Origin of the sequence: Providencia sp. PROV174 (assembly GCF_028480685.1) — a bacterium.
Lineage (GTDB): Bacteria > Pseudomonadota > Gammaproteobacteria > Enterobacterales > Enterobacteriaceae > Providencia > Providencia rettgeri.
This window is the reverse complement of the sequence record NZ_JAMPOT010000017.1, coordinates 98,997-119,565: the sequence shown is the minus strand read 5'-3', so window position 1 is coordinate 119,565 and position 20,569 is coordinate 98,997. Positions and strand designations below refer to the sequence as shown.

The 20,569-nt window shown below is 39.5% G+C and carries 21 protein-coding genes; 14 read left to right on the top strand and 7 right to left on the bottom strand.

Annotated elements, in window-relative coordinates:
- Window positions 1–18: 18 nt before the first annotated feature.
- From srmB to PSE60_RS15105, 4 genes are all read right to left on the bottom strand, one after another.
- The gene (gene srmB, locus PSE60_RS15120) at window positions 19–1,356 is read right to left on the bottom strand and encodes an ATP-dependent RNA helicase SrmB (protein ID WP_210837116.1); all 1,338 of its coding nucleotides are present in this window, start codon (window positions 1,354–1,356) and stop codon (window positions 19–21) included.
- A 182-nt stretch (window positions 1,357–1,538) separates the two neighbouring features.
- Window positions 1,539–2,744, bottom strand: coding sequence for a sodium/glutamate symporter (gltS, locus tag PSE60_RS15115; protein WP_272665926.1), 1,206 nt, complete (start codon window positions 2,742–2,744; stop codon window positions 1,539–1,541).
- 272 nt (window positions 2,745–3,016) lie between these two features.
- Window positions 3,017–3,934 carry a formimidoylglutamase gene (gene hutG / locus PSE60_RS15110; RefSeq protein WP_272665925.1) on the bottom strand — a complete coding sequence of 306 codons (918 nt, stop codon included), beginning with the start codon at window positions 3,932–3,934 and terminating at the stop codon, window positions 3,017–3,019.
- A 2-nt stretch (window positions 3,935–3,936) separates the two neighbouring features.
- Entirely contained in the window at window positions 3,937–4,668 is a 732-nt protein-coding gene (locus PSE60_RS15105) for an IclR family transcriptional regulator (RefSeq protein ID WP_004912819.1), read from the bottom strand.
- A 158-nt stretch (window positions 4,669–4,826) separates the two neighbouring features.
- Here PSE60_RS15105 and trmN point away from each other — a divergent pair, with 158 nt between their 5' ends.
- On the top strand, window positions 4,827–5,561 hold the full coding sequence (gene trmN / locus PSE60_RS15100; RefSeq protein WP_272665924.1) for a tRNA(1)(Val) (adenine(37)-N(6))-methyltransferase TrmN: 735 nt from the start codon (window positions 4,827–4,829) through the stop codon (window positions 5,559–5,561).
- Between the two features lie 31 nt (window positions 5,562–5,592).
- Here the strand turns inward: trmN and nadB are convergent, their stop codons facing one another.
- Window positions 5,593–7,188 carry an L-aspartate oxidase gene (gene nadB, locus PSE60_RS15095; RefSeq protein WP_272665923.1) on the bottom strand — a complete coding sequence of 532 codons (1,596 nt, stop codon included), beginning with the start codon at window positions 7,186–7,188 and terminating at the stop codon, window positions 5,593–5,595.
- Window positions 7,189–7,572: 384 nt separating this feature from the next.
- Here nadB and rpoE point away from each other — a divergent pair, with 384 nt between their 5' ends.
- From rpoE to acpS, 11 genes are all read left to right on the top strand, one after another.
- On the top strand, window positions 7,573–8,151 hold the full coding sequence (gene rpoE, locus PSE60_RS15090; protein ID WP_004912810.1) for an RNA polymerase sigma factor RpoE: 579 nt from the start codon (window positions 7,573–7,575) through the stop codon (window positions 8,149–8,151).
- A gap of 58 nt (window positions 8,152–8,209) precedes the next feature.
- On the top strand, window positions 8,210–8,833 hold the full coding sequence (rseA, locus tag PSE60_RS15085; RefSeq protein WP_272665922.1) for an anti-sigma-E factor RseA: 624 nt from the start codon (window positions 8,210–8,212) through the stop codon (window positions 8,831–8,833).
- Window positions 8,833–9,783 (top strand): sigma-E factor regulatory protein RseB, encoded by a 951-nt coding sequence (gene rseB, locus PSE60_RS15080; RefSeq protein WP_004912804.1) that lies wholly within the window; start codon window positions 8,833–8,835, stop codon window positions 9,781–9,783. The genes rseA and rseB overlap by 1 nt, the downstream gene beginning before the upstream one ends.
- Before the next feature lie 3 nt (window positions 9,784–9,786).
- On the top strand, window positions 9,787–10,251 hold the full coding sequence (gene rseC, locus PSE60_RS15075) for a SoxR-reducing system protein RseC (protein ID WP_272665921.1): 465 nt from the start codon (window positions 9,787–9,789) through the stop codon (window positions 10,249–10,251).
- Between the two features lie 404 nt (window positions 10,252–10,655).
- Window positions 10,656–12,449 (top strand): translation elongation factor 4, encoded by a 1,794-nt coding sequence (gene lepA, locus PSE60_RS15070; RefSeq protein WP_210837135.1) that lies wholly within the window; start codon window positions 10,656–10,658, stop codon window positions 12,447–12,449.
- 17 nt (window positions 12,450–12,466) lie between these two features.
- A complete protein-coding gene (gene lepB / locus PSE60_RS15065) occupies window positions 12,467–13,432 on the top strand; it encodes a signal peptidase I (RefSeq protein ID WP_004912796.1) in 966 nt (321 codons plus the stop codon).
- A gap of 306 nt (window positions 13,433–13,738) precedes the next feature.
- On the top strand, window positions 13,739–14,419 hold the full coding sequence (gene rnc / locus PSE60_RS15060; RefSeq protein ID WP_210837126.1) for a ribonuclease III: 681 nt from the start codon (window positions 13,739–13,741) through the stop codon (window positions 14,417–14,419).
- Entirely contained in the window at window positions 14,416–15,324 is a 909-nt protein-coding gene (era, locus tag PSE60_RS15055) for a GTPase Era (RefSeq protein WP_272665920.1), read from the top strand. The genes rnc and era overlap by 4 nt, the downstream gene beginning before the upstream one ends.
- Window positions 15,325–15,335: 11 nt before the next feature.
- Window positions 15,336–16,064 carry a DNA repair protein RecO gene (recO, locus tag PSE60_RS15050; protein ID WP_198641507.1) on the top strand — a complete coding sequence of 243 codons (729 nt, stop codon included), beginning with the start codon at window positions 15,336–15,338 and terminating at the stop codon, window positions 16,062–16,064.
- A gap of 286 nt (window positions 16,065–16,350) precedes the next feature.
- On the top strand, window positions 16,351–17,082 hold the full coding sequence (gene pdxJ / locus PSE60_RS15045) for a pyridoxine 5'-phosphate synthase (RefSeq protein ID WP_272665919.1): 732 nt from the start codon (window positions 16,351–16,353) through the stop codon (window positions 17,080–17,082).
- On the top strand, window positions 17,082–17,474 hold the full coding sequence (gene acpS / locus PSE60_RS15040) for a holo-ACP synthase (protein ID WP_210837131.1): 393 nt from the start codon (window positions 17,082–17,084) through the stop codon (window positions 17,472–17,474). Before pdxJ ends, acpS begins: the two co-directional genes overlap by 1 nt.
- A gap of 422 nt (window positions 17,475–17,896) precedes the next feature.
- Here the strand turns inward: acpS and PSE60_RS15035 are convergent, their stop codons facing one another.
- Together PSE60_RS15035 and PSE60_RS15030 are read right to left on the bottom strand one after the other, a co-directional pair.
- Complete coding sequence (locus tag PSE60_RS15035) at window positions 17,897–18,157, bottom strand: YfhL family 4Fe-4S dicluster ferredoxin (protein WP_272665918.1); 261 nt, start codon at window positions 18,155–18,157, stop codon at window positions 17,897–17,899.
- A gap of 527 nt (window positions 18,158–18,684) precedes the next feature.
- On the bottom strand, window positions 18,685–19,137 hold the full coding sequence (locus PSE60_RS15030) for an XRE family transcriptional regulator (RefSeq protein WP_272665917.1): 453 nt from the start codon (window positions 19,135–19,137) through the stop codon (window positions 18,685–18,687).
- A 184-nt stretch (window positions 19,138–19,321) separates the two neighbouring features.
- Here PSE60_RS15030 and leuE point away from each other — a divergent pair, with 184 nt between their 5' ends.
- Together leuE and tadA are read left to right on the top strand one after the other, a co-directional pair.
- Window positions 19,322–19,969 carry a leucine efflux protein LeuE gene (gene leuE, locus PSE60_RS15025; RefSeq protein ID WP_272665915.1) on the top strand — a complete coding sequence of 216 codons (648 nt, stop codon included), beginning with the start codon at window positions 19,322–19,324 and terminating at the stop codon, window positions 19,967–19,969.
- Window positions 19,970–20,065: 96 nt separating this feature from the next.
- Window positions 20,066–20,548 carry a tRNA adenosine(34) deaminase TadA gene (tadA, locus tag PSE60_RS15020; RefSeq protein ID WP_272665914.1) on the top strand — a complete coding sequence of 161 codons (483 nt, stop codon included), beginning with the start codon at window positions 20,066–20,068 and terminating at the stop codon, window positions 20,546–20,548.
- The last annotated feature ends 21 nt before the right edge of the window (window positions 20,549–20,569 follow it).

Genomic DNA, 20,569 nt, shown 5'->3' with positions numbered 1-20,569 from the left:
TAAACCCGTTTTTAGTCATTAGCTTTTATCGTTATCGGTTGATATAGAAGGGCTAACAGGAGTACGACGTTTCCCAATATTTTTCTTGTCGCGATGGCGTACTTTTTCTTTTTTCTTAGTTTGTTCTTCTTTTTTCTTTTCTTTACGCTTAGCAAGTACTTTCTTCGATGGTTTTGGCTTATTTAACATCGCTTCTGAAGGGGCTTTAGTTGTTGGACGTAAAGAATCAACAACGCGGATCTTGATAGGTTCTTCAATATAACGAGTAATTTTACCAAATAATGGGAAGTCATGCGCTTCGACTAAAGAAATTGCCGTGCCTTTACGGCCAGCTCGGCCAGTACGGCCAATACGGTGTAAGTAGACATCTGCAGTTCTCGGCAAGTCAAAGTTAAAAACATGGCTAACGTTTTCGATATCTAAGCCACGAGAAGCCACATCTGTTGCAACGAGTACTTTAACTTGGCCATCAACTAGGCGGCGTACAGCTTCATTACGCTTGGCTTGTGGCATTTCACCTTCAAGATAACAAGGTTCGATACCCGCTTCACGTAACCATTGAACTAATTCACGTAAACGCTCACGTTTACGTACGAAGACGATGGCTTTGGTGACTTCATCTTGTTTTAACAAATGGCACAGTAAGGCTGTTTTATGCTCTAGTGTGTCAGCACGGTAATGAAATTGCTGAATTTTTTTACGTTCACGACGTGAAGGGTCGGCATCAATTTCAATTGGGTCTTCTAATAAACGCTCAGCAAAGTCACGAATAGCTTCGCCTTCAAGAGTGGCAGAAAACAGCATGGTTTGCTTGCGCCAGCGTGTTTCGCCTGCAATTGTTTCTATGTCATTGGCAAAACCCATGTCGAGCATACGGTCAGCTTCATCAAGGATCAAAATCTCAACGGCGCGGCAGTCAAAGTTTTCTTCCTTAATATACTGGAGTAGTCGGCCTGTTGTTGCGACGACAATATCTTGATTTTCGCTGAAAACTTCAGCGTGGTTCATATAAGCAACACCACCAGTGATGGTGGCTATATCTAGGTGATTATGGGCGCATAATTCTTTTGCTTGGTCAGCAACCTGCATGGCTAGTTCACGAGTTGGCGTGACAACTAGAACGCGAGGGGGCCCTGATTTCTTTCTCGGGAAATCAAGTAAATGTTGGATCGCAGGCAGTAAAAACGCGGCGGTTTTACCTGTTCCTGTCGGGGCTGAACCTAATACATCGCGGCCATCCATTGCAGCAGGAATTGCTGCCGCTTGAATCGCGGTCGGACGTTGATAGCCTTTGTCTGAAAGCGCATCAATTAGGCTTTCATCAAGTTCAAGTTCAGTAAAAGTGGATGCAGTCATGATATACCTCTATTTGGGGCGCTGATTATAAACAGGTTAGCAAAATTGTTCACCTGAAAAAATCAGCTTTGCTCAAGTGTAACTGTTTTCACTACGGACAGGGAGCGATATATCTATGGATATGAGTGAAATATAGAGAAGGTAAATAGTTGAAGGAGGAGGGTACTCCTCCTTCAGTATGCTTAGCTAAGCATATTAATTAACCATGTATGATAAGGAATACCCACTAAGTCAATGAGTACTGCACCACTGAGTGGCACAATCATGAAAGCTTTCATCGAAATTTGTTTGTAACGTTCACAAACCGAGGACATATTTGCCATTGCGTTTGGTGTCGCGCCTAAACCGTGCCCCATTAAGCCAGCACACATTACCGCGGCATCGTAGTTTTTGCCCAATAAGCGGAAAATGACAAAGACAACTAATAAAATTAAAATAATAACTTGTGCCAATAGGATGGTGAATAATGGCAATGCAACGGCTTTTAGTTCCCATATTTTCAATGACATCATAGCCATAGTCAAAAATAGGCCAAGTGAAACTTCAGAAATAAGGTCAACCGATTTTTGGTTAATACGGAATAATTCGACTTGGTCATTAATATTACGGATAACTATCGCAATAATCATCGCTCCAACATAGCTGGGTAATGAAAACCCAGTGGCTTTGGTAAATTGCGCTGAAGCGAATTGACCGATAACCATAATCCCTAGAACGAGAGCTAGCATTTTTAAAAAAGCGTGCGCATCGATAGATTCAATTTTCCCCGCGATAGTTTCAGGAACCTGAACTCGCTCAACGTTTTCATCAGCTTTAATCTGAACGTTAAATTTCTTAATTAAGAATGTTGCAATTGGGCCACCGAGTAAGCTGCCTGTAATTAGACCAAAAGTTGCCGCAGCAATGGCTGCAACTGTTGCGGATTGCACGCCAAGGCCTTCAGCCATGCCACCGAAGGCAGCCGCACCGCCATGGCCCCCAGTAAGAGACACGCCACCGGCCATGATACCGATAACGGGATCAATACCGAGTAAATGTGCGAGGCCTGCACCAAAGGTGTCTTGGAAGATAACTACAAACCAGCAAATAAACAGGTAGATAAAGAGTAACCGGCCACCGCTTTTTAAGATGCGGAAACTGCCATCAATACCAATGGTAGTAAAGAAAGCAACCATTAAAAAGGTTTGTAAACTGGTATCAAAATTGATTTCAGCAAGGTTAAATGATTTGAGCCCCCAGATAATCAAACTAACCAGAAAACCGCCAATGACGGGAGAAGGGATACAAAAGCGCTGTAGCCATTCGATGCGTTTTTTTAAGTGGATCCCCATGAGTAGGCAGATCACCGTTAGGAAGAGGGTTGAGAGTGTGTCGAGGTGTAGAATCATATTTTTCCCTTTTTAACTGTTGTCTTTCACGCTACAGCGTTGTTGGCCGCGCTCTGTTACTCTAGTCACATACTTTTGTATGCTCCTAGGGATAGCGTCACTTTCCGCCTAGCTGTAACGCGAAATTCAATAGTTAAAAACCATTAAGATATTGCGCTACGGCTAGTTTGATAATCAACTTCAAAGCTATTTTTATTGTGGTGTTTGAAAATTAATTATCTTAACAGCGTGAGAAACAGTGTATTTATCAGTCGAATTGTTGTGTTGTTTTATTAGAATAAATATTGGTAAATCAAATAAGCCGCGAGTTTGGCGGTATGGTTGTCAATATCAAATTCAGGGTTGCATTCTGCAATATCAAAAACAGCAATTTTTTGGCTACTTTTGATAATGGCAAACAGGTCATCAAAAACTTCAGTGGATATGCCTTTCGGTGCTGGTGCACTAACGCCCGGTGCAATGGCAGCGGAAAATACATCTAAATCTACGGTGACATATAAGTAGTCTACGTTGCCAATAAACTTTTTAATTTTTTCAATTGCTTGTGGAAGTTTAGAATAAGCGAGTTCTTTATCACGGATATATTGGCAACCTAATGAATCAGCCGTATCGAACAATATTTTAGTATTGCCGTGGTCTGCGATGCCTAAACATAAATATTGAAAAGGGCGTTGGTGCTGCTGACACAACATGGCAGATTGTAAAAATGGAGTGCCAGAAGTTGCTATAGAGGCTTCGCGTAAGTCAAAATGTGCATCAAAGTTAATAATACCGATCGTTTTACCTGCTTGATATTGTTCAACGTAGTCAAACAGGCCTTGGAAGCTTGCAAATGCCACTTCATGGCCACCGCCAAGTACAATCGGCTTTTGGTTCTCAGCGAGTAGTGCGATAAGCTGGTCAGATAAACGACGTTGTGCCGCTTCTAGATTGCCATCATCACAGCTAATTGTACCGGCATCTTTGATTGCAAGCGGTTGATGAATAGGTAACCCTGCCAGTTGATGGCGAATCGCATCTGGGCCTGCTTTAGCGCCTTGTCGACCTTTATTGCGCCGGACGCCCTCATCAGAAGCAAAACCAATTAATGCAAATTTGGCAGGTGCGTGTTTATTAATGACTTGATGGATGCGCAAATGCTCTTGTGTTTCACCATCTGTGCGCCCTTGCCATTGGAAAGGTTGTGTCATAGTTACTCCAAGTTAATTAATTTAGTGATGTTATGCGCTGTTTGGCAGGTGTGCGTGATAAATTCATCTACGCGATGTGTAGAGCGGAATTCAGGAGCCATAACTGAAACGACAGCTAACACATCATTCCCTTTGAAAATCGGTGCAGATACCCCCAGTACGCCTTCATCGATTTCACTCACAGACATGCCGTAACCTTGCTTGCGTATCTGTTGTAAATCTTGTTGTAGCTTTATTTTTTGTTGTTCAGTGGTTAACTGTTTTGTATGAGCTTCAAGTACTTGGTTTTGATAGAGTTCATGACGAAAAGCCAACAACGTTTTCGCACTTGCTCCCTTAACTAAAGTATTGCCTCGGCCAATAATAAAAGAACAGCGTAGCGCTTGTTCACTCTCAATCATGTCGACACAAATGGTCTCTCGTAAATTTGAGGTAATAATCGCCACCGTTTCTTGGGTTTTTTTCGCTAAAGTTTGCAGTTCTTGTTTAGATGCGCTCATCAATAAACTGTGGTGATAGTATTTTTCTTGATTTTTGATACTCTGCGAGCCAACACAGTATGTGCCATATTGTTTTGCGTGAGATACAAATTCCCAATCTATGAGAATTGTCAGTAAACGATAGACGGTTGATAATGGGATCTCTAACGCTGATGAGATAGACTGTGGCGTCACTGGAGATGCGCAAGTTGTGATGTAAGACAAGATGTCTAAGGTTCTATTTATACTGTTCATGGCATCTCCTTTTTTTCGAACTTATCAGTAAATTTTTTTCGTCTCAAATATAATTCCCATAATATGAGAATTATATTGTAGCAAATAGGTTAAATTATGACTTTTATTTGCTTAGAATGAGAATATTCGAACAAGTATTAGCCAATTAGAGTGTTTGCATGTGTAAGCAAAAAAAGAATTACCGTAAAGGCGGTTTTACATTTAAACAGTTTTTTGTGGCTCATGACCGATGTGCGATGAAAGTGGGGACGGATGGCGTGCTATTGGGGACTTGGGCTCCTGTGGACGGTGTTCAGTCTGTATTAGACATTGGAAGCGGTAGTGGGTTAATCGCCTTGATGTTAGCGCAAAGAAATACAAAGTTACGTGTTGATGCGGTCGAATTAGATAACGATGCGGCAGTGCAAGCACAGGAAAACTTTACTGAGTCGCCATGGGCTGAGCGTTTGCATGTTATCAACCAAGATATTGTCAGCTACAGCCAGTTACATTCAGCTCAATATGATTTGATTGTGAGCAATCCACCGTATTTCGAACCTGCGGTTGCGTGTCGGGATGAAAAACGAGACCAAGCGCGATATACCGCGACATTAACTCATGATGTATTACTAGAAAGTGCAAAATCCTGTCTTACATCTCATGGGCTATTTTGTTTAGTGCTGCCCTACGAGGTTGGTAAAAAAATACAGAAGATGGCTGAGAATTCAGGCTGGTTTACCGCTTTTCGCGTTAATGTTAGTGATAAACCTACAGCGGCTTACCATCGCATGCTATTAGGTATTCAACGGCAAGAGACACAAGCTCAAGTGACATCGCTGGCACTCAAAGATGAAAAGGGTGAGTATACTGATGAATTTCGTAAACTAATTCAGCCATTTTATGTAAAATACTAAAGCCGGCACTTAAGGCCGGCCAAAGTTCTGGTTATTCAGGCTGTAAAATAGTGGGGCCTGAATTAGGAAGTGGTTCTGGGTAATCTAAGGTGTAATGCAATCCTCGGCTTTCCCTACGCTCTAATGCGCAGCGAACCATTAATTCAGCGACTTGTACGAGGTTTCGTAGTTCCAATAAATTATTTGAGATACGAAAGTTGGCATAATAATCGTGAATCTCTTGTTGAAGTAAATGGATGCGGCGTAATGCACGTTCAAGGCGTTTAGTCGTTCTGACGATCCCCATGTAGTCCCACATAAATAGGCGTAATTCATGCCAATTATGTTGAATAACTACCTGTTCATCTGAGTTATGTACTCGGCTTTCATCCCACTCAGATAAATAGGGAATATCATCGATCTGTTTGATCGTTTTATTAATGTTTTCAGCCGCCGCCCAACCATATACCAAGCATTCTAATAGCGAATTGGATGCCATACGGTTTGCACCATGTAAGCCAGTGTAGCTCACCTCACCAATTGCATAGAGATTCGCGATATCAGTCATACCTGTTTCATCGACAATTACACCACCGCATGTGTAATGGGCCGCTGGGACGATAGGGATGGGCTCTTGAGTGAGGTCTAACCCTAAAGTCATCAATTTCGCATAAATAGTCGGGAAATGGTTTTTAACGAAATCGCTAGGTTTATGGCTGATATCCAAATACATGCAATCAGCACCAAGGCGTTTCATTTCATGGTCAATAGCACGTGCAACGACATCGCGAGGGGCAAGTTCACCGCGATCGTCGTGATCTGGCATAAACCGGCTACCATCAGGGCGCTTGAGGTAAGCTCCCTCACCACGTAATGCCTCAGTTAATAAAAAATTACGGGCTTGTGGGTGAAATAAACAAGTTGGGTGAAATTGATTAAACTCAAGGTTAGCAACACGGCAGCCAGCTCGCCAGGCCATTGCAATGCCATCACCAGAAGAAATATCTGGGTTAGTCGTATATTGATAAACTTTAGCTGCTCCACCCGTGGCGAGAACAATCGTTTTCGCTCGAATGGTTTCAACTTGCTCTTTTTGGCGGTTCCAAACGTAAGCACCTAAAATTCGTGGTGATTCAGTTGTGCTAGAAAGGATCAAGTCGACGGCATTATAGCGTTCTTTAATATGAATGTTTGGGTGAGCAAAAGCGAGATCGACTAACGTGGTTTCAACTTCTTTTCCTGTCGCATCAGCATGATGGAGAATTCGTCGATGGCTATGGCCGCCTTCACGGGTCAAATGATACTGTGTTTCGCCGTTCTCGGTAATTTCAGTATCGAATAACACACCTTGGTCGATAAGCCATTGCACACAATGTTTTGCATTGGAGGCAATAAACTCAACGGCTTCTTTCTGGCAAATACCTGCACCAGCAATTAGTGTATCTTCTACATGAGATTCGATGCTGTCAGTGTCATCAAAAACTGCAGCAATACCGCCTTGTGCGTAGTAAGATGCCCCTTCGCTAAGGCTGCTTTTACTAAGAATGGTCACTTGATGAAAGGGGGCGAGCCGTAAGGCAGCTGAAAGTCCTGCGACACCACTCCCAATGATTAAAATATCAGTGTAATGCTGTGTGGATTCGTTCATAAGTGTTTGCATGTATATAATAGTATGTATTGAGTTTTTTATGTTAGCCTATCGAGTGTCCTATTGCTATGAGTGGATGGCTGTTAAGGTACAGTATATTGACCTAGCGCTACTTACGTATTCAAATGGTTTTAGTGTGATAGCTATCGCATTCGTGCCTAAAATCTGTATGCTGTCTTATGGGTCTTGTAGTTAGTTGTTTTAATAAGGATCTTTAAGATCACCCAAGTAATTTTTTCATCAGTTTTGTAAATTTTTGACTATTTTTTTAGATTAAATTGAACTTCAACGAGTTCTACTACTCAAAGTAGTGCTTGCTTTAGGAAGGGAGAACATGATCAAGTTAACATATTATCGGCCTGAATTCGGGAGATACTTCCTGGAATGAGCGAGCAACTGACCGACCAGATTTTGGTTGAAAAGGTACAAAAAGGCGATCAACAAGCTTTCAACTTATTGGTGATAAAATATCAGCATAAAGTCGCGAGCTTAGTATCTCGCTATGTACCGCAAGCAGATGTGCCTGACGTTGCGCAGGAGTCTTTTATAAAAGCTTATCGCGCCATTGGTTCGTTTCGTGGTGACAGCGCATTTTATACTTGGCTTTATCGGATTGCGGTAAATACAGCTAAAAATTATTTAGTTGCCCAAGATAGACGCCCTCCTGCGTCGGACTTGGAAGCGAGTGATGCAGAAAACTTTGAAACCGCGAGTGCCTTAAAAGAAATTTCGAACCCAGAGAACTTAATGTTGTCTGATGAATTAAAGAAAGTTGTTTTCCGGACCATCGAATCGCTGCCTGAAGATCTTAGAATGGCAATTACGCTCCGCGAGTTAGATGGTTTGAGCTATGAAGAAATCGCAGAAATAATGGACTGCCCAGTTGGCACCGTACGTTCTCGTATTTTTAGGGCAAGGGAAGCGATTGATAATAAAGTTCAGCCACTGATTCAACAGTATTAGTATGTTAAATCAGTCAATTAAACATAATTGTGATGCAATTAACTGAAGGTAATTGGGCATGCAAAGAGAGAAACTTTCCGCAATGATGGATGGCGAAGTACTAGACTTAGAACTAGTCAGCGCTATTTCACGTGATTCAACGTTAAAACAACGTTGGGAGAGCTATCATCTTATTCGTGATACTCTACGTAACGATACTAGTGAAGTCATGCATTTTGATATTGCAAGTAAAGTTGCGGCAGCATTAGAGAATGAAGCTGTGCGTATTAATCCTCAGGTAGTTGTCGAATCGCAGCCAGAGCCTGCGACTTGGGGAGCTTTCCCATTCTGGGGTAAAATTCGTCCTTGGGCGAGCCAGTTAACTCAAATTGGTGTTGCAGCCTGTGTGTCTTTGGCTGTCATTGTTGGCGTTCAACAATACAACCAAAGTAATGCGGTTGACTCACTGGTTGATGAGCCAATGTTCAATACCATTCCTGTTGGCAGAGGGGCGCCAGTTAGTTTAAATATCTCAGATAACCAATTATTTGGTAATGAGCAGCAACTTCAACAAGTTGAACAACAAAATCAACGCATTAATGCGATGCTGCAACAGTATGAAATTGAAAGACGCTCGATGCTCAACCAGCAATATCAAGAGTCTGCACAACCTGCGTCTTCAGCAGGAGTTAAATTGCAATAATGAATAAATGGTTATCCGTCATCTGCCTGACGGGCAGCCTGATTATTTCTAATCAAGCTTCGGCATCTGAAATAGATGCCGATGTTCTTTTTAAAGAAATGGGAAATGCTGCCCAGAACCTCTCTTACGAAATGTCTTATATGACATTCAGCCCGCAATCAATAACACCAGTACGTTATCGCCATGCCATCATTAATGGTGAACCAGTTTCACAAATGATCCAAATGGACTCATCGCGTCGTGAAATTGTTCAAAAAGGTAATAGTATTAGTTATTTTGAACCTGGTTTTGATGCATTTAGCTTAAATGGCAAATATATAGTTGATAATTTGCCATCAGTAGTTTTTGCCAATTATCAACAAATTAAACCTTATTATAATTTTATTGATGCGGGACGTACCCATATTGGTGATAGGCCTGCGTTAGTGATTCGCATAATATCGAAAGACAATTCGCGGTTTAACTATGTAGTATTAATCGATGAAGAAACGAAATTGCCATTACGTATTGACCTTCTCGATAATAATAGCCAAACATTAGAACAATTTCGTGTGATCTCGACGGTGCTAGATAGCCAAACAGTGAAAGACTCATTGCTCGCATTAAGTAAGGTAAATATGCCTCCATTATTGATTTCCCCTAAAAATGGAAATCCTTCTTTTAAATGGCAAGTTGGCATGTTACCTCCTGGTTTTGAAGAAATATCCCGTTCTTCGCGAAAATTAGCTGAAGACGACGTAGTAGAAACCGCAATGTTTAGTGATGGTTTATTTACCTTTTCTGTAAACGTGACAAAATCGACTAAAGGCCCGTTACTTGATCAACCGCTTCAAAATGGGCGTCGTACTATTTATACGATGACGCAAAAGCAAAATGTTATCACTATCATTGGTGAATTACCGTTGGCAACAGCGCAAGTGGTAGCAGGTAGTATTCAGTTTCGGGAGTAAATTATGGTAAAAGAGTGGGCAACAGTAGTCCGTTGGCAAAACGGTAGGGCTTTATTGCGCTACGGTTCTTCGTCCGGCTGTGGCAGTTGTGGTGCTCGTAAAACCTGTGGTTCTTATGCTTTAAGCAAAATAGGGCCAAATACGGAACATGAATTAGAAATTGCGATTGAACAACCGTTAGTTGAAGGGCAAAAAATTGAAGTGGGCATCCCGGAGGGAAGCTTGATCCGTTCAGCGCTATTAGTTTACTTAACACCTATTTTGGGGTTGTTTATTTTTGCAGGATTGGCGCAGGCGTTTGATTTTGAGCAGTTCTGGATAGCGATTTCAGGTGTAATTGGTGGTACTATTGGCTTTTATATCGCGCGTAGACTAGCCTCAAATTGGCGTGATGATGAAGCTTTTCAACCTGTTGTTTTACAGATAGGGCTACCTCCGAGTGAGCTTTCAGTACAAGTTAATTACTAAATTTCAATATGTTGAGTTAGAAGGTTAATTTGATATTGTCAATAGAAAGGGGAAACTTAAGTTTCCCTTTTTTGTGGATTAGAGTTAATTAACAAACAAATAGTATTATGGCGAACAAAGCTATTAACCAATTTTGTCTGTTTTGAGTTAGAAATTACAATAGATTGACTAGGGCTATAGAAGTGGTTGGTGTGAGTTGTATTAATGATGAATCACGGCAACTAATCTATTAACCTGATGCAGGTTTACAGTTGTTTTACATTGAATCTTTGTGTTAGTGGGTTCTTATATGTAAAATGCAGCTAATTAACAATCTTGTGATAATCATAGCATTTTAGTTTTGTTGCAATATTTGCACAAAGCTGATTTTGTAAGGCAATTTAAAAGAAGATATTACCTTGAAAATCAATAATATAAGAAATTTCTCCATCATTGCACATATCGACCACGGCAAGTCGACCTTGTCAGATCGCATCATTCAAATTTGTGGTGGCTTAACCGACCGCGAAATGGCGGCACAAGTTTTAGACTCGATGGACTTAGAGCGTGAGCGTGGGATCACTATTAAAGCACAGAGCGTAACGCTTGATTATAAAGCTTCAGATGGTGAAACTTACCAATTAAACTTCATTGACACACCGGGTCATGTTGACTTCTCTTATGAAGTGTCTCGTTCATTAGCTGCCTGTGAGGGTGCTTTGCTGGTGGTTGATGCAGGGCAAGGTGTTGAAGCTCAAACTTTGGCAAACTGTTATACCGCTATCGAGATGGACTTAGAAGTTGTTCCGGTCTTAAATAAAATTGACTTACCTGCTGCCGATCCTGAACGTGTTGCCGATGAAATCGAAGATATTGTCGGCCTTGACGCACATGATGCGGTTCGCTGCTCTGCAAAAACCGGTGTTGGTGTTCAAGATGTGATTGAACGTCTTGTTAAAGAAATTCCACCACCTGTTGGTGATGCAGATGCTCCGTTACAAGCACTGATTATTGACTCGTGGTTTGATAACTATTTAGGCGTTGTTTCCTTGATCCGTATTAAAAGCGGAACATTGAGAAAGGGCGATAAAATTAAAGTTATGAGTACAGGGCAAGTGTATAACGCGGACCGCCTTGGAATTTTTACACCGAAGCAAATTGACCGTGATGTATTAAGTTGCGGTGAAGTGGGCTGGTTAGTTTGTGCGATTAAAGATATCACTGGCGCCCCAGTTGGGGATACATTAACTGGCGCTCGCAACCCAGCAGATAAAGCGTTACCTGGGTTTAAAAAAGTTAAACCACAGGTATATGCAGGATTATTCCCTGTCAGTTCTGATGACTATGAATCATTCCGTGATGCATTAGGTAAATTGAGTCTAAATGACGCATCTTTGTTTTATGAACCAGAAACTTCTACTGCGTTAGGCTTCGGCTTCCGTTGTGGTTTCCTTGGTTTACTGCACATGGAAATCATTCAAGAACGTTTAGAACGTGAATATGACCTTGATTTGATTACCACTGCACCGACTGTTGTGTATGAAGTGCAGCAAACTAACGGTGATATAGTGTATGTCGATAGCCCATCTAAGCTACCGGCATTGAACAATATTGAAGAATTACGCGAACCAATCGCAGAGTGTCACATGCTGATGCCTAAAGAATATTTAGGTAACGTTATTACACTTTGTATTGAGAAGCGTGGCGTTCAGACCAATATGGTCTATCATGGTAATCAAGTATCGTTGACTTATGAAATCCCAATGGCAGAAGTGGTATTGGATTTCTTCGATCGCTTAAAATCAACGTCTCGTGGGTATGCATCTTTAGATTATGCATTTAAGCGCTTCCAAGCATCAGATATGGTGCGTGTTGATGTTCTTATTAATAATGAGCGTGTTGATGCTTTAGCCTTGATCACACACCGTGCGAATTCTCAATATCGCGGTCGTGAACTGGTCGAAAAAATGAAAGAGCTAATTCCGCGTCAGCAGTTCGATATTGCGATTCAAGCAGCGATTGGTAACCATATTATTGCTCGTTCTACAGTTAAACAATTGCGTAAAAACGTACTTGCCAAGTGTTATGGTGGTGACGTTAGCCGTAAGAAAAAACTGTTGCAGAAGCAAAAGGATGGTAAGAAACGTATGAAGCAAGTTGGTAACGTTGAGCTACCACAAGAAGCGTTCCTTGCTATATTGCATGTTGGTAAAGACTAAGTTTACAAGGAGCCTCAATGGCTAACACCTTTGCCTTGATCCTAACACTGGCAACATTAATCACAGGGATTATATGGTGTTTAGACAAGTTTAAATTTGCACCTGCGCGTAAAGCAAAACTCAAGCAGTTACAGGATGCAACGAATGGCGCCGTGAGTGAAGCGGATGTGGCAAATGCTGTCCGCCGCCCATCATGGCTTGAAACAGGGTCGTCTATTTTCCCTGTGTTGGCGATTGTACTGATTGTGCGTTCATTTATTTATGAGCCATTTCAAATACCTTCAGGGTCAATGATGCCAACGTTGTTAGTTGGCGATTTTATGTTGGTTGAGAAATTTGCTTATGGCTTAAAGGACCCAATTACACAAACGACATTAATCGAAACGGGTAAGCCGAAACGTGGCGATATCGCAGTTTTTAAATACCCAAGAGATCCTAATGTTGATTTTGTCAAACGAGTTATTGGAATGCCGGGTGATAAAATTATTTATAACCCAGATGCAAAGGAATTAACAATTTACCCGAATTGTGCAGATAACAAATGTACAGAGACCTTACCTATTGTTTATGGTCCTCTGGCGCCGAGTGAATGGACAATGTTCCTTGATATCGGTTCTGTTGTTGACAACCAAAAGGGAAATTATGAAATTCCATTAGACCAACCTTTACCAAGGAATGCACTGCGTCAGTATGAGCGTAGTGAAAAGCTGGATACGGTTGAGCATCAAATTTTAATTATTCGTCAAGCAATTACTGAAGCTAAATACCTGCAACCAGGTATGCCAAAGAATGAATGGATTGTTCCTGAAAAGCACTATTTTATGATGGGTGACAACAGGGATAATAGCTCTGATAGCCGTATGTGGGGCTTTGTACCAGAAGAAAATTTAGTTGGTCGCGCAGTATTTATTTGGTTAAGTCTTGATAAACAAGAAAACGAATGGCCGACAGGTATTCGCTTTAGCCGAATTGGTCCACTATAATTTGATTAGTGGCCCTACTAGCCAAACGTTGAAAATGCGGGTTTTCGTTTGAAAATCCGCATTATCCGAAGCATTATTGTTTTACCCGGTGTACAATATAGATTAATTAATATTATTGGCTCCCCAATTATTAACTCTCCCATTTTAACTTATTGTAACTAATGAATTTTTATAATTAGTTCCACTGAGCTGTAAAATATATGGAAGGATAAGGAGTCAGTGCAAACGCAACAGTTTTGTAAAATAATGTATTTTACAGGTCTGTTGCGTGTGCTTTTTTATCAAATAAAAAATGGTTGGGCGCACATGAACCCCTCTTTATTAGAAAGATTACAGCGTAAGCTTGGTTATCAATTCAAACAGAATGAGTTATTAATTCAAGCATTGACGCATAGAAGTGCAAGTAGCAAACATAATGAGCGTCTAGAGTTTTTAGGTGACTCAATTTTGAGTTTTGTGATTGCAAATGACTTATACCACCGTTTTCCAAAAGTAGACGAGGGCGATATGAGTCGTATGCGAGCAACGCTTGTACGTGGAAATACATTAGCAGAAATCGCACGTGAATTTGAACTCGGTGAGTGTTTACGTTTAGGGCCGGGGGAATTAAAAAGCGGTGGTTTCCGTCGCGAATCTATCCTTGCTGATACTGTTGAAGCACTGATCGGTGGTATTTTTTTAGATAGTGATATCCAAACGATCGAAAGAATTATTTTAGATTGGTATCAAAGTAGACTGATTGAGATCAGTCCGGGTGATAAGCAAAAAGACCCTAAAACAAGGTTACAAGAATATCTGCAAGGGCGCCATTTGCCACTACCTAATTATTTGGTTGTTCAGGTTAAAGGCGAAGCTCACGATCAAGAATTTACGATCCACTGCCAAGTTAGTGGTATTGACCAACCTATTAATGGTGTTGGCTCAAGCCGTCGTAAAGCAGAGCAAGCAGCAGCAGAGCAAGCATTGAAAATTTTGGAGCTTGAATGAGTGAATTACAATCCCACTGTGGTTTTGTTGCCATAGTTGGACGGCCAAATGTTGGTAAATCGACATTATTGAATCAATTACTGGGGCAAAAAGTTTCGATTACTTCGAGAAAGCCACAGACGACTCGCCATCGTATTATGGGGATCCATACAGAAGATAATTACCAAATTATTTATGTTGATACCCCAGGACTTCATATTGAAGAAAAACGTGCAATTAACCGCTTAATGAACCGTGCTGCATCCAGTTCAATTGGTGATGTTGAATTAGTTATTTTTGTCGTTGAAGGGACTAATTGGACCGCTGATGATGAAATGGTATTGACTAAGTTATCTAGTTTACGTTGCCCCGTTATATTAGCAATTAACAAAATTGATAATGTGACTGATAAAACGATACTATTGCCTCATATCAGTATGATCAGTCAGAAAATGAATTTTTTAGATGTCGTTCCGATTAGTGCTGAAAAAGGTACTGGTGTGGATACAATTGCTAAAATTGTTAAACAGCATATCCCTGAAGCAGTACACCATTTTCCGGAAGATTACATTACTGACCGTTCGCAGCGTTTTATGGCATCTGAAATTATCCGTGAAAAGCTCATGCGTTTCTTAGGTGACGAACTACCATATTCGGTGACGGTAGAAATTGAGCAATTTAAGGTGACAGAGTCAGGTATTTACCATATCAATGGCTTAATTCTTGTTGAGCGTGAAGGCCAGAAGAAAATGGTTATTGGTAACAAAGGTAGCAAATTGAAAACCATTGGTACCGAAGCGCGAATTGATATGGAAAGAATGTTTGATAACAAGGTGCACCTTGAGCTTTGGGTTAAAGTTAAATCAGGCTGGGCTGATGACGAAAGAGCATTACGTAGCCTAGGTTATGTTGACGACCTAAAATAGTAGGTGGCAAAGTGAGTGGTTGGCAGCGTGCGTTTGTACTCCATTCAAGGCCTTACAGTGAGACGAGTTTATTGCTCGATTTCTTTACTGAAGGCGAGGGGAAAATACGTTTACTTGCAAAAGGTGCTCGCCGTAATCGCTCACCATTAAGGGGTTGCTTACAGCCCTTCACACCTTTGCTAATCCGTTGGGGAGGCAAAGGTGAAATCAAAACCTTAATTAATGCAGACCCGGTTTCTTTAGCCCTCCCTTTAACAGGAACCGTTCTATATAGCGGTTTATACCTTAATGAATTAACCGCGCGTGTATTAGAATTTGGTACACCCTATTCTGCGCTATTTTTTGATTATCTCTCCTGTTTACAAATCCTTGCTGCAAGTGAGCACACTCCCGAATTTGCCTTGCGTCGCTTTGAACTAGCCTTGCTTTCTTACCTTGGCTATGGTGTTGATTTTTTACATTGTGCTGGTAGTGGAGAACCTGTTTCTGACACAATGACTTACCGGTATAGAGAAGAAAAGGGATTTATTGGTAGTTTGGTTGTTGATCAACTTAGTTTTACGGGTAAACAACTTAAAGCACTGGCGAGTCGCGAATTTCCTGATGCGGATACGCTTAAAGCAGCAAAACGTTTTACTCGACTTGCTTTAAAGCCGTATTTAGGCGGTAAACCTTTAAAAAGCCGAGAATTATTTCGCCAGTTTACTTATTCGCCTGTTGTGCAGAACAAACAGAGTTGAAATTGTTTTTAATTTTATTTTTACCTAGTTTGTTATACCGCTAATACCGCTATATATCCTTTTCTCATGTATCTTTTTAGCTGAACTGGCTTTATCAAACAATATATTTTTTTGTCGATATAAAATCTTACGAAGCGCTTCGCAAAAATAAAATACAACGACTGAAATAGGGTATGAATATTGGAATTTACTTCGAATGATGAGAGATTTATTCCCTCAACACAGGAAATTACAGTAGGATAGTAGGCAGATAAGTTTATTAGCGTTTACTAATGGGGAATAAAAAATGGCAGAGCTTTTGTTAGGCGTAAATATTGACCATATTGCAACGGTTAGAAATGCAAGAGGAACCCAATACCCTGATCCAGTACAAGCTGCGTTCGTTGCAGAACAAGCGGGAGCTGATGGTATCACCATTCATTTACGTGAAGACCGCCGTCATATTACAGATAGAGATGTCACATTGCTAAATGAAACCATTCAAACTCGAATGAATCTTGAAATGGCGGTAACGGACGAAATGGTAGAGATTGCTTGTCGTATTAAGCCTGCATTCTGCTGTTTAGTACCTGAAAAACGAGAGGAAGTGACCACGGAAGGTGGCTTAGATGTCGCAGGGCAAAAACAGAAAATTGCAGATGCTGTTAAACACCTCACGGAAGCGGGTATTTTAGTTTCATTGTTTATTGATGCAGACCACGCACAAATTGATGCTGCGCAAGCGTGTGGTGCTCCGTTTATTGAAATCCATACAGGAGCTTATGCAGACGCTAAAACAGAACAGGAGCAAGAACTGGAGTTTCGCCGTATTCATGATGGTGTTATATATGCGGCGAGTAAAGGAATTAAAGTCAATGCAGGTCATGGCTTAACCTATCATAACGTTCAACGTATTGCACAGTTGCCTGAAATTTATGAGCTTAACATTGGTCATGCAATTATTGGCCGAGCATTGTTCAGTGGGTTAGCTCAAGCCGTAGCTGATATGAAAAAAATTCTGTTGGAAGCGCGCAAATAATGGCAATTGTAGGGTTAGGTACAGATATTGTGGAAATTGCTCGTATTGAATCTGTGATTGAACGTACAGGTGACAGCCTTGCGAAACGAATTCTAACGGAGGCTGAGTTAGTCCAGTACCAACAACAATCAAAACCAGCTCGCTTTTTAGCAAAACGCTTTGCAGTTAAAGAAGCGGCAGCTAAAGCACTAGGTACGGGGATCCGCAATGGCCTTGCGTTTAACCAATTTGAAGTTACTAATGACAAGCTTGGGAAACCGTTATTGAGTTTAAGTGATGAGGCATTAAAGTTGGCTAATTGTATACATGCAACACACTTTCATGTTTCGATAACCGATGAACGGCATTATGCGGTAGCTACCGTGATAATTGAAAGCACTATAAAAAATTAAAGTATTTCTAATCAGTAGAAAAATATAGGTTATTTACTGCTTGTTTTATTAGGTAATAAATAACCTATTAAAATAAAAGATATGTTATCTAAAATAAAATAATTATTGTAAGTTGAATATTTATGCTTGAAGTTATGTAATCAAATGAGATTTCAATCAGTCAATAAAAAACGGACTAGCTAATAATATGTAATTTTATAATCATTTTGGTTATTATATTTATTGAAGAATTTATTTTAATAAAATATATAGTATTGTGTAGTTTATTGTTTTTGTTGTTAAACAGCGACAATGGGTTGTATAAATTAAAATTTACACAACCCTAAGCTAAGTAAGAACCCATCATGGGAGGTAAAATATCACTAAAGGTTAGCATGTTGTATTCATTCATAATAATGAACTCTTAACATGATATTAGAAATTTAAATTTTGTCTGCGTGGTGAATCATGACAAATTTATCCCATAGCTGCTCTTGGCTTTCGATATGATGAGGATCAATAATGATAGTATTGTTTATGGGGCATACTGATTGGCAGGTAGGCTTATCATAGTGTCCTACACATTCAGTGCATAGGTTTGAGTCAATCTCATAAATTTCATTACCCATAAAAATTGCATCATTTGGGCATTCAGGTTCGCACATATCACAATTGATACAGCGTTTTGTAATTAATAAAGACATATCAGTGACTTATACTCTACTAAGTTAAAAAATAGTAACTTATACCTTGCACCTATTCGTTACTTCTATTCGATTCTTGTGTTTTTGTGCAACCATTTTACATTGAAATGTTTGAAAAAGTAATACTAAATTACAATACTTATTTTTATATTGTTTAAATTTGAGCTTTGTTTAAGTTTATTTTTATTCAGAATGGTTATTTTCCTATGAAAAATAGAAATCCACAAAAGAAGTTGTTTAGTTAAGTTTATGGAAATGCATCGTTTGATGTTATTAATGAATTTTTATTGCTATTTAATAGTAGGTTTTATTTTCAATAAAAACCAAAATATATTTATAATGGGAAATCTTTATTTAAAAATAAATTTAAAATAGATTTTTTTAGCATTAAAAATGCTTGATGTTAATCGTATTGCTTATTCATATTTTACGGTTTTTATGGTGAAATATGATTATTTATATCAATAAGGGCCTTTAATCAGACCCTTATCCATTTTAAATTTTAACCTAAATATAATTCGGTGTTATTATTCCTCTATTGAATAGCTATGGATTTTCCAGTTTTTATCTTTTTCTGCTTGGCTATATATATGAATAAGACCATTAGCGACATAAAGCGTTGCTGATTGAATTGTATCTCCAACGTTGAAGTTATCAATAAAGATCGGTTGTATACCAGCTTTATCATCTATTTGGTACAATTCGACAATTTTTTCATTTAAATTATACCCATATAAGTACTGTTTGTTTTTTGCCGAATCATAGAATGCTTGAATATTACTAAGGTAGGATCTTAGTTTCCCTTTTTGTACTGGTGCATTCGGGTCAACTTTACCATTATCTGCCATAGAATATACAACGTAAGTTTTATCTTTTGAGTGACCTAAAAAGTAATTACGTTTAGCGGCACTAAAAGTCATCGTTGTTGGATAGAAATCTTCGAATGCACCATTTTGTACTAAGGTTCTAATAATAAGCATATATTTATTCCTTTTGTTGTTAATAATGAATAACAATGTGATTGCCTAGTAATCATAAATAAATAAGTTTGATTTAAAATAATCTTTATTATTAGTTCATTTCATATATCTAATTAATTGAATAAATATTCACAAAGAGTGAAAGTTATGATAAAAATAATAAAAAAGATAAAGGGTCAAAAATATGTTCGAAAATCTTGGTGTTCTTAACTTCTGGACTTATTTGGCAGGGTTAGTTTTAATCATTATTGTACCAGGACCTAACTCATTATATGTATTAAAAACAAGTACATCGAGTGGCACTCGGTTTGGTTATCGAGCTGCTCTAGGGGTATTTACTGGAGATGCAATATTAATTTTTCTGTCATTTATTGGTGTCGCTTCAGTGATTAAAGCATCTCCAACATTATTTATGATAGTTCGCTATTTAGGTGCGGCTTATCTACTATATTTAGGCAGTAAGATTTTATATAGCACATTTATGCGTAAAAAATCGAAGCCAGACGGTATTGACGCTATCCCAATTAAAACAGAAAAACACTTTACTCGTGCCTTAGTGCTGAGCTTAACAAACCCGAAAGCAATTTTATTTTATATTTCTTTCTTTATACAATTTGTTGACTTTAATTACTCACATGCATGGGTACCTTACCTTGTACTTGCGACGATTTTAGAATTAGTGAGCTTTTTATACCTGAGCTTATTGATTTTTAGTGGCTATTTGATTGCGCGTTTTTTGCGTGAAAAACAACTCCTTGCAAAGCTTGGAAATTGTACGGTAGGCGCCTTCTTTATGGGGTTTGCAGCTAAATTAGCAATTTTTAGCAATTAAAATTAGGTTGTTATTACAGAGATAAAAGCATTTTAATTGCGGTCATTCTAACATTTGAGGATAATCGCGTGTAAAACGCATTGACCAGAGGTAAGAGTGACGCAAATAGAAATTGATGAGTATTGGATGCAACAAGCCATTGAACTTGCGCTAACAGCACAAGATCTCGGTGAAATTCCTGTTGGTGCGGTCTTAGTTAAAGACAATCGTTTAATTGCTTCGGGCTGGAATCGTTCTATTATTGACCATAATCCAACAGCACATGCTGAAATTATGGCTCTGCAACAAGCAGGGCAAGTGTTGTCAAATTATCGGCTATTGGATACCACATTATATGTAACATTAGAGCCTTGCATTATGTGTGCAGGCGCGATGATCCACAGCCGTATTAATCGTGTCGTTTATGGTGCTAAGGATTTTAAAACTGGCGCTTGTGGTTCCTACCTAGATATTATGGGGCAAGCAGGGCTAAATCATTATGTGGATGTGACTGGTGGTGTTCTAGAAGAGCAATGTTCTTCAATGCTGAGTGCTTTTTTTAAATTGCGTAGAGCGCAAAAAAAAGAACAAAAGCGCTAACACAGTAAAATTTAGCGCACT